Genomic DNA, 12,592 nt, shown 5'->3' on the forward strand with positions numbered 1-12,592 from the left:
GTGACAGGAGGAGGTTGTTTGTGACGCTTGTGATGCATTCAGGCGGCGCGGTGGTGCGGCGCACAGCGGGCGCACGGACACAGAACCGGACTAGGCCCCGCAGGAGCGCAGGTACGACCGGGTGCGGCGGGCGATGGGCAGCGGCTTGTCCGGCGGGCACGGGTACATGTCCTGCTCGACGATGGCGAACAGGTCGACGCCCAGCTTCTGGGCCGCCGCGAGCACCGGCCCCAGGGCGGGCACCCCGGTCGGTGGCTCGCACATCACGCCACGGGCCACGGCGGGCCCGAACGGCGTCTCCTGGGCGCGCACTTCGGCCAGGACGGCCGGGTCGACCTGCTTGAGGTGCAGATAGCCGATGCGCTCGCCGTACGTCTCGATCAGCTTGACGTTGTCGCCGCCGCAGTAGGCGTAATGCCCCGTGTCCAGACAGAGCGAGACGAGGTCGGGGTCGGTCGCGTCGAGGAAGCGGGTGACGTTCTTCTCGTCGTCGATGTGCGTGTCGGCATGGGGATGGACGACCACGCGCAGGCCGTAGCGCTCGCGCACCTCGTACGCCAACCGCTCGGTCTGGAGCGTGAGCTGACGCCACTGCTCCGGGGTGAGCGTGCGGTCCTCAAGGACCTCGCCGGTCTTGTCGTCGCGCCAGAAGGAGGGGATGACGACGAGGTGCTCGGCGCCCATCGCCTGGGCGAGCGCGGCGTTGTCGGCCACATGGGCCCATGTCTTGTCCCATACGGAGGGTCCGTGGTGCAGGCCCGTGAAGACCGTTCCGGCCGACACCTTCAGGCCGCGCTTCTGCGTCTCGGCGGTCAGCACGGCCGGATCGCTGGGCAGATAGCCGTACGGACCGAGCTCGATCCACTCGTATCCGGAGTCCGCCACCTCGTCGAGGAAGCGGCTCCAGGGGACCTGGCCCGGATCCTCGGGGAACCACACCCCCCACGAGTCGGGAGCCGAGCCGATCCGGATGCGTGACAGCGTCGTCATGCCCGCCAGCTTTCAGGGCGCCGCAGAACGGTGTCAAGGAGTGGTCCGAATGTAAGGACAATGTGTTGACAGGGTTCGTGGCGCGGAATAGACCTAGGGGAGTACTCAGGGGGCGATGCCGAGGAGGAATGCAGGGTGACCGATCCGTACGACGCCGGCGATCCGTACGACGTGATCACGATGGGCCGGATCGGGGTGGATCTGTACCCCCTGCAGGCCGGGGTGGCTCTCGCCGACGTCAGCACGTTCGGCAAGTTCCTGGGCGGCTCGGCGTCGAACGTCGCCGTCGCCGCGTCCAGGCTCGGCCGCCGGGTCGCGGTCGTCACGCGCACCGGCGATGACCCCTTCGGGGACTATCTGCACCGGGAGCTGCGGGAGTTCGGGGTCGACGACCGGTGGGTGAGCGGTGTCGCGGGCCTGCCGACCCCGGTCACCTTCTGCGAGGTCTTCCCGCCGGACGACTTCCCGCTCTACTTCTACCGGCAGCCGAAGGCACCTGACCTGGAGATGTACGAGAAGGAACTCGACCTCGACGCGATCGCCGCCGCGCGGGTGTTCTGGATGACGGGTACGGGGCTCTGCGCGGAGCCCAGCAGGTCGGCGACGCTTGCCGCGCTCCGTCGGCGGGCGAAGGCGGGGCTCACCGTCTTCGACCTCGACTGGCGGCCGATGTTCTGGGAACGGGCCGATGAGGCGCGGGGTTTCTACGCGCAGGCGCTCGCGCAGGCCACCGTCGCGGTGGGCAACCTCGACGAGGTCGAGGTCGCCACGGGGGTGCGCGAACCCCTCGCCGCCGCCCGCGCGTTGCTGGACACCGGTGTCGAACTCGCCGTGGTCAAGCAGGGCCCCAAGGGGGTGCTCGCGATGAACAGCTCGGGCGAGGCCGCCGAGGTGCCGCCGCTGCCCGTGACGGTGCTCAACGGCCTCGGGGCCGGGGACGCCTTCGGCGGGGCGCTGTGCCATGGGCTGCTCGCCGGCTGGGGGTTGGAGCGGATCATGCGGTACGCCAACGCGGCGGGGGCGATCGTGGCCTCGCGCCTCGAGTGTTCGTCCGCGATGCCGTTCCCCGACGAGGTCGAGGCGGCGCTCGCGGCGGGAGCCGTGACCCATGGTTGACGTCGCGCGGCTCGCCCGGATCAGGGCCTCGCGGCCCGAGGCCATCGCCGAAGCCGCCGCCCGGCGCCCCCGGCGCCCGCTTCTCGGTGGCACCGGGCGGCTGATGATCATTGCCGCGGACCATCCCGCGCGGGGCGCCCTCTCCGTCGGCGGGGACAAGCTGGCCATGGCGAACCGCGGGGACCTCCTTGAACGGCTCTGTCTTGCGCTCTCGCGCCCTCGCGTGGACGGCGTGCTCGCCACCGCTGACATCCTCGAAGACCTTCTCCTGCTCGGCGCCCTCGACAACAAGGTCGTCATGGGGTCGATGAACCGGGGCGGGCTCGCGGGGGCCTCGTTCGAGCTGGACGACCGGTTCACGGGGTATCGGGCCGAGGACATCGACCGGCTCGGATTCGACGCCGGGAAGCTCCTGCTGCGCGTCGACCACGACGACCCCGGCTCCCTCACCACCCTGCACTCCAGCGCCCGCGCCATCGACGCCATGGCCGCCAGGAAACTGCCCGTCTTCGTCGAGCCGTTCCTCTGCCGCCGTGGACCCGGCGGCGGTCCGCCGCGCAACGACCTGAGCGCCGAGGCCGTCACCACGTCCATCGCCATCGCGTCGGGGCTCGCCGGTACATCGGCGTACACGTGGTTGAAGGTCCCGGTGACCGAGAATCCGGACGACATGGCGCGCGTCATGGAGACCTCGACCCTGCCCGCCGTCCTCCTGGGAGGCGACCTCGGTGACGACAGCGACGCCGCGTACGAGAAGTGGCGCGGGGCGCTCCAACTGCCCACCGTGCACGGGCTCGTCGCCGGGCGCACGCTGCTGTACCCGGCCGACGGTGACGTGGCGGGCGCCGTCGACACCGCCGTCGGACTGCTGTAGGAGGGCCGGATGACATACGTACCGAAGGGCAGCGCGGCCGAAGGGCCCTATGCCGTCGAACTCGACCCCAAGCGATCCGGTCTGGTCTATTCCGCGCTGCGCGTGGTCGACATCGAACCCGGCGCCACGCACTCCTTCGCCACAGGGGAGAGTGAATGGATCGTGCTCCCGCTGACCGGCGGCTGTACGGTGCACGCAGAAGGCGAGATCATTGAACTGCTGGGCCGACGATGCGTGTTCAGCGGAGTGAGCGACTTCGCCTACGTGCCCCGTGACGCCCAGATCCAGATCGCCTCCGGCGCGGGAGGCCGCTTCGCCCTGGCAGGAGCGAAGTGCGAGCGTCGACTCCCCGCCCGCTACGGCCCCGCGCCGGAGGTTTCCGTCGAGCACCGCGGCAGCGGCAACTGCGCCCGCGAGGTCCGCAACTTCGCGTCCGCCGACGCATTCGACTGCGACCGCCTCATCGCCGTCGAGGTGATCACACCCGGCGGCAACTGGTCCTCGTACCCGCCGCACAAGCACGACGAGCACCGCCCCGGCGTCGAGGCCGAGCTCGAAGAGATCTACTACTTCGAGATCGAGGCGAGCCAGGGAGGGCAGGAAGGCTTCGGCTATCAGCGGGTCTTCCCCTCTCGGCCCGGCGGCACCGACGTACTCGCCGAGGTCCGGACGGGCGATGCCGTGCTCGTGCCCGACGGCTGGCACGGCCCGTCGATCGCCCAGCCGGGGCACAGCATGTACTACCTGAATGTGATGGCCGGTCCTGGGGATGAACGGGAGTGGCGGATCTGCTTCCACCCCGACCACACGGAGGGATACCGATGACCTCGACGAGGCTCACCACCGCGCAGGCCCTCGTCCGCTTCCTGTCCCGGCAGTTCACCGAGCGCGACGGCGAGCGGCAGCGGCTCATCGGCGCCACCTGGGGCATCTTCGGGCACGGGAACGTGGCGGGCATCGGCCAGGCTCTGTTGGAGTACGGCGACGACATGCCCTACCACCAGGGCCGCAACGAACAGGCCATGGTGCACGCCGCCGTCGGGTACGCCCGCCAGTCGGGCCGCCTGTCCACGCACGCCGTCACGACCTCCATCGGGCCCGGCGCGACCAACCTCGTCACCGGCGCCGCGCTCGCCACCATCAACCACCTCCCGGTGCTCCTGCTGCCCGGCGACACCTTCGCCACCCGGCCCGCCGACCCGGTGCTCCAGCAGCTCGAAGTCCCGTACGCGGGCGATGTGTCGGTCAACGACTGTCTGCGCCCGGTGTCGAGGTACTTCGACCGGATCACCCGGCCCGAGGCCCTGATCCCGGCCGCCCTCGCCGCGATGCGCGTGCTCACCGACCCCGCCGGCACCGGCGCCGTCACCCTCGCGCTTCCGCAGGACGTGCAGGCGGAAGGCTTCGACTGGCCGGAGGAGTTCTTCGCGGAGAGGGTGTGGGGCGTACGCCGTCAAGCGCCCGACCCGCGTGAACTCGCCGCCGCCGCACGGGCCGTGCGCGAGGCGCGGCGCCCGCTGATCGTCGCGGGCGGCGGAGTCCACCACAGCGCGGCCGAGGATGCGCTGCGGGAGTTCGCGGACGCGACCGGGATCCCCGTCGCCTCCACCCAGGCCGGCAAGGGGTCCCTGCGGTTCGACCACCCGGCGGACGTCGGCGGCATCGGGCACACGGGGACGGCCGCGGCCGACGAACTCGCCCGCACCGCCGACCTGGTGATCGGCGTCGGCACCCGCTACAGCGATTTCACCACGGCATCGGGCACGCTCTTCGCCGAGCCCGGCGTCCGCTTCCTCAACCTCAACATCACCGGGTTCGACGGCCACAAGATGGCGGGGGCGCCCCTCGTCGCGGACGCGCGCGCGGGCCTCGATGCGCTGACCGGAGCCCTTGAGGGGTGGCGGGTGCCGCCCGCGTACGTCGCCGAGTACACCGAGGACAAGGTGCGCTGGGAGCAGCGCGTCGACGCGGCGTACGCGGCCGACGAACCCGACGTGCGGCCCACACAGCTGCAAGTCCTCGGTCTGCTCGACGAGTTGGTCACGGACGAGGACGTGATCATCAACGCGGCCGGGTCGCTCCCCGGCGATCTGCACAAGCTGTGGAGGGCGCGCTCGCCCCGGCAGTACCACGTCGAGTACGGATACTCCTGCATGGGATACGAGATCCCCGCATCGATCGGCGTCGCGATGGCGGCGCCGGACCGCCCGGTCTGGGCGCTTGTGGGCGACGGGACGTATCTGATGATGCCCACCGAGATCGTCACGGCGGTCCAGGAGAACATCCCGATCAAGGTCGTGATCCTGCAGAACCACGGGTACGCGTCCATCGGCGGGCTCTCCGAGTCCGTGGGCGGCGAGCGGTTCGGCACGGCCTACCGCTTCCGGGCGGACGACGGCACGTACACGGGCGCCCCGCTGCCCGTCGATCTCGCGGCCAACGCGGCCTCCCTGGGGATGCGCGTGATCCGCGCCAAAACAGTCGCTGACCTGCGCGATGCCCTCGCCGAAGCGCGCGGGGCCGACGGTCCCACATGTGTCTACGTGGAGACGGAAACGGCAGACACAGTGTCGCCCCCGCCCCCGGCACAGGCGTGGTGGGATGTGCCCGTGGCCGAGACCGCGGACCGACCGTCGGCGATCAAGGCCAGGAAAGAGTACGACCGGCACGTCTCAGCCCGACGCCGCCACCTGTGAGAGTAGGGATGCTTGTCATGACGAAGACCGTCAATCACTGGATCGGTGGGAAGACCGTTGAGGGCGCTGCGGGGGCGTCGGGGACGTACGGCTCGGTGACCGACCCGGCGACCGGCGCCGTCACCACGCAGGTCGCCTTCGCCACCGTCGACGAGGTGGACGCCGCCGTCTCCGCCGCGCGCGAGGCGTACGCCACGTGGGGCAAGTCGTCCCTGGCCAAGCGCACCTCGATCCTCTTCGCCTTCCGCGCGCTGCTCGACGCCAACCGTGACGCGATCGCCGAGCTGATCACCGCCGAGCACGGCAAGGTGCACTCGGACGCGCTCGGCGAGGTCGCCCGTGGCCTGGAGATCGTGGACCTCGCGTGCGGGATCACGGTCCAGCTGAAGGGTGAGCTGTCGACGGAGGTGGCATCGCGCGTGGACGTAGCGTCCATCCGCCAGCCGCTTGGCGTCGTCGCGGGCATCACGCCGTTCAACTTCCCGGCCATGGTGCCGATGTGGATGTTCCCGCTCGCCATCGCGTGCGGCAACACGTTCGTCCTGAAGCCCTCGGAGAAGGACCCGTCGGCGTCGATGAAGATCGCCGAGCTGCTCTCGGAAGCGGGTCTTCCGGACGGCGTCTTCAACGTCGTGCACGGCGACAAGGTGGCCGTGGACGCGCTTCTCGAGCACCCGGACGTGGCGGCCGTCTCCTTCGTCGGCTCCACGCCGATCGCCCGCTACATCCACACCACCGCGACCGCCAACGGCAAGCGCGTCCAGGCGCTCGGCGGCGCCAAGAACCACATGCTCGTCCTGCCGGACGCCGACCTCGACGCCGCGGCGGACGCGGCCGTGTCGGCGGCTTACGGCTCGGCGGGCGAGCGCTGCATGGCCATCTCGGCCGTCGTCGCGGTCGCGTCGATCGCCGATGAGCTGGTCGCGAAGATCAAGGAGCGGGCCGAGAAGATCAAGATCGGCCCCGGCAACGACCCGGCATCGGAGATGGGCCCGCTGATCACGGCGGCGCACCGCGACAAGGTCGCCTCGTACGTCACCGGCGCCGCCGCTGAGGGTTGCGAGGTCGTCCTCGACGGCACCGGCCACACGGTCGACGGCTTCGAGGACGGCCACTGGATCGGCCTCTCGCTCCTGGACCGCGTGCCGGTGACGGCGAACGCGTACAAGGACGAGATCTTCGGTCCCGTGCTGTGCGTGCTTCGGGTCGACACGTACGAGGAGGGCGTGGCGCTGATGAACGCGTCGCCCTTCGGGAACGGCACGGCGATCTTCACGCGCGACGGCGGCGCCGCGCGGCGCTTCCAGCTGGAGATCGAGGCCGGGATGGTGGGCGTGAACGTCCCGATTCCGGTGCCGGTCGGCTACCACTCCTTCGGTGGCTGGAAGGACTCCCTCTTCGGAGATCACCACATCTACGGAAATGACGGGACGCACTTCTACACCCGGGGCAAGGTGGTCACCACCCGCTGGCCCGACCCGTCGGACGCCCCCGCGGGCGTGGACCTCGGGTTCCCGCGCAATCACTGAGGGCAATGGGAGGGCCCGCGTACCGCGTCGGCGGTACGCGGGCCCTCTCGCCTACTCCCCAGGTAGGCAACCGGGTTCAGACCACCGGCTGCCTCGGTTGTCGGCCCTCGCCCGTACGGTTGACGCATGGATCTACGACTGCCCAAGCTGCCCAAGCGCAGACTGCTCGCCGCGGTGGCCGCCGTCGTGCTGCTCGCGGGCGCGGGCACCTGGACGGCGGTGGCCTCGGACGACGGGCCCGCCGTGCACCGCGAGGACCGCATGATGCAGATGCCGGGCGCGGGCGGCGCGAAGATCGACACCTCGTACTTCACCGCGGGGGACGCGTCGAAGAAGCGCCCCGCCGTCCTCATCGGCCACGGCTTCGGCGGCAGCAAGGACGAGCTGCGCGCCCAGGCGGAGGGCCTGGCGGGCAAGGGGTACGCGGTCCTGACCTGGTCCGCCCGCGGCTTCGGCAAGTCCACCGGCAAGATCGGGCTCAACGACCCGAAGGGCGAGGTCAACGACGCCACCCGGCTGATCGACTGGCTCGCGAAGCGGCCCGAGGTGCAGCTGGACAAGAAGGGCGACCCCCGCGTCGGCATGACCGGCGCCTCGTACGGAGGCGCGGTGTCCCTCCTGGCCGCCGGGTACGACAACCGCGTGGACGCCGTCGCCCCGCAGATCACGTACTGGAACCTCAGCGACGCCCTCTTCCCGAACGGCGTGTTCAAGAAGCTCTGGGCCGGTCTCTTCATCAACACCGGTGGCGGCTGCGACAAGTTCGAGAAGCGGCTCTGTGAGATGTACGACCGCGTCGCGGTGGCGGGGAAGCCCGACGCCGAGGCACGCAAGCTGCTCGCCGAGCGCAGCCCGGCCGCCGTCGGCGACCGCATCAAGGTGCCCGCCCTGCTCGTGCAGGGCCAGACCGACTCCCTCTTCCCGCTCGGCCAGGCCGACGCCACGGCCAAGGCGATCCGCGGCAACCACGCGCCCGTCTCCGTCGACTGGATCTCGGGCGGCCACGACGGCGGCGACGTCGAGACCGGCCGGATCAACGGCCGCATCGGATCGTGGTTCGACCGCTATCTGAAGGACGACAAGGGCGCGGACACCGGCCCCGCGTTCCGGGTCACCCGCACCGGCGGCATCGACTCCACCGACGGCGCCGCGCAGCTGCGCGGCGCGAGCGGCGATCAGTACCCCGGTCTGGAGAGCGGACAGCGGAAGATCGCGCTCAGCGGGCGCGACCCGCAGCGCGTCGAGAACCCCGCGGGCGCCGCGCCGCCCGCCATCTCCGCGCTCCCGGGCGCCGGTGGCGGCGGACTCAACCAGCTGTCCTCGCTCGGCGTCGGCGTCTCCCTCGACTTCCCCGGCCAGCACGCCGCGTTCCAGTCGGCGCCGCTCAAGGACGACCTGCGGGTCACCGGATCACCGAAGGTGCGGGTGCACGTCAAGTCCGACAGCGAGGACGCCGTGCTCTTCGGGAAGGTGTACGACGTGGGCCCCGGCGGCGGGCAGAAGGTGCTGCCCTCGCAGCTGGTCTCGCCGGTCCGGGTGGAGGGCGCGAAGGCGGGCAAGGACGTCACCCTCACCCTGCCCGCCGTCGACCACGACGTGCAGAAGGGCCACCGGCTTCGCCTCGTCCTCGCCTCGACGGACCTGGGCTATGCCTCTCCGACGCACCCCGCCACGTACACCGTGTCGGTGAAGGGCGACCTGTCGGTCCCCACGGCGCCCGGCGTGAAGACGGCGGCGACGCCGCTGCCCGCCTGGGTGTGGTGGCTTCCCGCGTCCGGAGCGGTGATCGCGGTGCTGCTCCTGATCACCGCGCGGCGCCGGACGACGGCGCCCTCGCCGGACCCGGAACTGGCGGAAGTACCCCTTCAGATCACGGACTTGAGCAAGCGGTACGCGAAGTCGGTGGACCGTTACGCGGTCCGTGACGTCTCCTTCAGCGTCGAGAAGGGGCAGGTGCTCGGCCTCCTGGGCCCGAACGGCGCGGGCAAGACGACGACCCTGCGCATGCTCATGGGCCTCATCCGGCCCGACGCGGGCGAGATCCGCGTCTTCGGGCAGGCGATCCGGCCCGGCGCTCCGGTCCTCTCCCGGGTCGGCGCGTTCGTCGAGGGCGCGGGCTTCCTGCCGCACCTCTCCGGGCGCGAGAACCTGGAGCTGTACTGGAAGGCCACCGGGCGCCCCGCCGAAGACGCCCGCATGGACGAGGCGTTGGAGATCGCCGGGCTCGGCGACGCGCTTGCCCGCGCGGTGCGGACGTACTCGCAGGGCATGCGGCAGCGGCTCGCGATCGCCCAGGCCATGCTCGGCATGCCGGACCTGTTGATCCTCGACGAACCGACGAACGGCCTGGACCCGCCACAGATCCGCGAGATGCGCGAGGTGATGATCCGGTACGCGGAGGGCGGCCGCACGGTCATCGTCTCCAGCCACCTCCTCGCCGAGGTCGAGCAGTCCTGCACGCACCTGGTGGTCATGGACCGCGGCCGCCTGATCCAGGCGGGCCCGGTCCAGGAGATCATCGGCTCCGGCGACACGCTCCTGGTGGGCCTCGCGGACAACATCCCCGACCCCATGGTCGACAAGGTGGCCGCGCTGCCCGGCGTGGCGTCGGCGGTCCGCGCGGACGCCGGCGTTCTCGTACGGCTCGACGGCACGGAGGCAGGCAGCGCCGCACGGCTGCTGCCCGAACTGGTGCGCCTGGAGCTGCCGGTGGAGTCCATGGGCCCGCACCGCCGCCTCGAGGACGCATTCCTGACCCTGATCGACGGAGGCACCGCATGACCGCCACAGCCACGGAGCCGGGCACGGAACGCGCCACGGCCCCCGGATACCGCCCGGGCCGCACGCTGCCGCTGCGGGTCGAGGCGGTCCGCCAGCTGAAGCGGCGCCGGACCCTGGTGATGGGCGGGGTGATGGGCCTGCTGCCCTTCGTCCTTGTCCTCGCCTTCACCATCGCCGGGTCCCCGGAGGGCCGCAGCGGCAGGGTGACACTGATGGACACGGCCACGGCGTCCGGCGGCAACTTCGCGGCAACGTGCCTTTTCGTGTCTGCGGGCTTCCTCCTGGTCATCCCGGTCGCACTGTTCTGCGGGGACACGGTGGCCTCGGAGGCGAGCTGGTCCTCACTGCGCTATCTCCTGGCGGCCCCAGTCCCCCGGGCCCGCCTCCTGTGGTCGAAGCTTGCCGTCGCCCTCGGCCTCAGCGCGGCGGCGATGATCCTGCTCCCCCTGATCGCCCTGGCGGTCGGGACAGTGGCGTACGGCTGGGGACCACTGCAGATCCCGACGGGCGGAGCGCTCCCCGCCGGCACGGCGGCCCAACGCCTCGTGATCGTCGTGGCGTACATCTTCGTCTCCCAACTGGTCACGGCCGCGCTCGCGTTCTGGCTCTCGACAAAGACGGACGCGCCACTGGGAGCGGTGGGCGGCGCGGTCGGCCTGACCATCGTCGGCAACGTCCTGGACGCGGTGACGGCCCTGGGCAGCTGGCGCGACTTCCTGCCGGCGCACTGGCAGTTCGCGTGGGCGGACGCCATTCAGCCGAAGATGGAATGGGGCGGGATGATCCAGGGCTCCGCTGTCTCGGTGACGTACGCGCTGGTGCTGTTCGCGTTGGCGTTCCGGGGGTTCGCGCGCAAGGACGTGGTCAGCTGAGGTCCAGTTGACCCCGAGGGGGGCCCGGCACCTAATGCCGAGAAGGCGCATCGCGAAACCCGCGCGCCCCCCTTCTGCCAGAAGGCAACTTCACGAAAGTAGGTGCGCTGACCGCGCGCACCCCTCACCCGTGACGGCCACCCCGGAAGATCCGGCCGACAGCCGCTTGACGAGACCGGCACCCACACCCGGAGCGGCCGCGCACCCCTGCCCGTGACGGCGCCCTGCGACGAACTAGTCCGCACCCGGCAGGAAGACCGAACGACCCCCCGGCAGTGGTCGAGAGTCCCGCCCCTCGGGCCGTCCGGTCGTCTTCCCTCGCGCGGTGGAGTGACGGGTGTCAAGGGTGAAGCGCAGCGGAATCGGCGCAGCCGACGCGACGCAGGAGCGCCCTTTACACCCGGCCCGGAACCGCCAACCTCAGGACAACCGGGCGGCCCCGGTCCCAAGCAAAGCCACAGGCCCAGCAAAGCCCCCGCCCCCGGCGCGTCAAAGGAGCGTCCCGCCGACTCGGCGGATCTCCTCCAGGGGGTACGGGGTCTCCCTGCTCTCACGCTGGAGCTCGCGGAAGAAGTCCGCCATCACCGCGGTGAGCGCCGCATGGCGGGTGAGGATTGCCGCGGCCGCCTCTGGGGCTCCCGTGGGGCGCTCACCGTGGGCATACGCGCGCACCTGCGCCTCGCGGTCCTCTCTCCCGTACCCGTAGAGGGCGGTGACCAGCCAGTTCACCAGGTAGGAGACCGAGTAACAGCGGTCGTAGGCCCGATGCCGGTCGAAGAAGGCGAACTCTTCCTGCGACAGCTCGAATCGGGAGGAGATCGCAAGGCCGTAGTCCGCGAAGTAGAGACGCTGACCGTCGGTCAGGATGTTCTCGAAGTGGGCGTCGAAGTGCAGGAGGCCACGGCTGTTCATGAATGAGGTGCCGGTTTCCAGTTCCCTTTCCACCATGGCGCAGGCCTGGTCGGCGGCCCCGTCGCCGGCGCCCATCTGCTCACCAAGCCACTGGTGCAGGTTCTGCGGGATGTACTCCAGGAACAGTGCGACGCTCGCGGACGCCTGGCGGAGAGCCTCGATCCGGCGGAGCACCTGCGATCCGCCGCCCCAGTAGGCAACGGCCCGTTCCACATCGGCCAGTTCATCGGGCAGCGGCGTCGAGTCCGGCAGCACCCGCCAGTGGTACATCAGCGGGAAGCCCCCGTATTCCCCGGAGAGCACCCAGTCCGTCGTCATGGTGTGCACGGCGAGCTCTCTCCAGGCCCCGAAGCCCGGGCCTCCGATGCCGTACTGGCAGAAGACCGGCAGATCGAACAAGTTCGCCGTGGACCGGACGTTGCCCGATTGCTGCTCCGGGTCGGTGAGGGGCACGCGCTTCACGAAGACCGGGGTTCCGTCGACCTCCAGCAGGGCCGACTTCCCGCCGATGCCGGAACCGATCGGCACGGCCGCGTCCACGAGCTTGCCCAGCGCGCGATCACTGCACAGGGCCAGGGATGTGGAGACGGCGCCATGCGCGGTCAGACGTGCACCGCGCGACCTGTCAGGACGCTTCACTCTTGCCTCCACCTGACTGTTGCCTCCACCCGACTACTGCCTCCACCTGGCACCGCCGGATCCCTGTGTGATGACGGGTACCTGTGTGATGACGGACCTGAACACCTTCTGCCGGAGCTCGTCGTGACGGCCCGCCGTAGCCACATCGAGACCCTTCCGCAACATCCCGGAGCGATCCCTCGG

General features: G+C 70.7%; 9 protein-coding genes. 7 read left to right on the plus strand and 2 right to left on the minus strand.

What is annotated here, in order from left to right; genetic code table 11:
* Nucleotides 1-90: 90 nt before the first annotated feature.
* Nucleotides 91-990, minus strand: a complete 900-nt coding sequence (locus tag ABD378_RS38385) for a sugar phosphate isomerase/epimerase family protein (protein ID WP_344529029.1) — start codon at nt 988-990, stop codon at nt 91-93.
* Between the two features lie 135 nt (nt 991-1,125).
* On the opposite strand from ABD378_RS38385, the gene iolC reads away from it, so the two are divergent.
* The 7 genes from iolC to ABD378_RS38420 all read left to right on the plus strand — a co-directional run bounded on the left by iolC (nt 1,126) and on the right by ABD378_RS38420 (nt 10,858).
* A complete protein-coding gene (iolC, locus tag ABD378_RS38390) occupies nt 1,126-2,106 on the plus strand; it encodes a 5-dehydro-2-deoxygluconokinase (RefSeq protein WP_425583955.1) in 981 nt (326 codons plus the stop codon).
* A complete protein-coding gene (locus tag ABD378_RS38395; RefSeq protein WP_344529031.1) occupies nt 2,099-2,980 on the plus strand; it encodes a Cgl0159 family (beta/alpha)8-fold protein in 882 nt (293 codons plus the stop codon). The genes iolC and ABD378_RS38395 overlap by 8 nt, the downstream gene beginning before the upstream one ends.
* Before the next feature lie 9 nt (nt 2,981-2,989).
* Complete coding sequence (gene iolB, locus ABD378_RS38400; RefSeq protein ID WP_344529033.1) at nt 2,990-3,805, plus strand: 5-deoxy-glucuronate isomerase; 816 nt, start codon at nt 2,990-2,992, stop codon at nt 3,803-3,805.
* On the plus strand, nt 3,802-5,676 hold the full coding sequence (gene iolD / locus ABD378_RS38405) for a 3D-(3,5/4)-trihydroxycyclohexane-1,2-dione acylhydrolase (decyclizing) (RefSeq protein ID WP_344529035.1): 1,875 nt from the start codon (nt 3,802-3,804) through the stop codon (nt 5,674-5,676). Before iolB ends, iolD begins: the two co-directional genes overlap by 4 nt.
* Nucleotides 5,677-5,693: 17 nt before the next feature.
* A complete protein-coding gene (gene mmsA / locus ABD378_RS38410; RefSeq protein WP_344529037.1) occupies nt 5,694-7,205 on the plus strand; it encodes a CoA-acylating methylmalonate-semialdehyde dehydrogenase in 1,512 nt (503 codons plus the stop codon).
* A gap of 126 nt (nt 7,206-7,331) precedes the next feature.
* A complete protein-coding gene (locus ABD378_RS38415; protein WP_344529039.1) occupies nt 7,332-9,986 on the plus strand; it encodes an alpha/beta fold hydrolase in 2,655 nt (884 codons plus the stop codon).
* Nucleotides 9,983-10,858 carry an ABC transporter permease gene (locus tag ABD378_RS38420; protein WP_344529041.1) on the plus strand — a complete coding sequence of 292 codons (876 nt, stop codon included), beginning with the start codon at nt 9,983-9,985 and terminating at the stop codon, nt 10,856-10,858. The genes ABD378_RS38415 and ABD378_RS38420 overlap by 4 nt, the downstream gene beginning before the upstream one ends.
* A 489-nt stretch (nt 10,859-11,347) precedes the next feature.
* Here the strand turns inward: ABD378_RS38420 and ABD378_RS38425 are convergent, their stop codons facing one another.
* The gene (locus ABD378_RS38425) at nt 11,348-12,409 is read right to left on the minus strand and encodes a BUD32 family EKC/KEOPS complex subunit (RefSeq protein ID WP_344529043.1); all 1,062 of its coding nucleotides are present in this window, start codon (nt 12,407-12,409) and stop codon (nt 11,348-11,350) included.
* Between the last annotated feature and the right edge of the window lie 183 nt (nt 12,410-12,592).

The sequence above is a fragment of the Streptomyces rectiviolaceus genome (assembly GCF_039533825.1).
Taxonomy (GTDB): domain Bacteria; phylum Actinomycetota; class Actinomycetes; order Streptomycetales; family Streptomycetaceae; genus Streptomyces; species Streptomyces rectiviolaceus.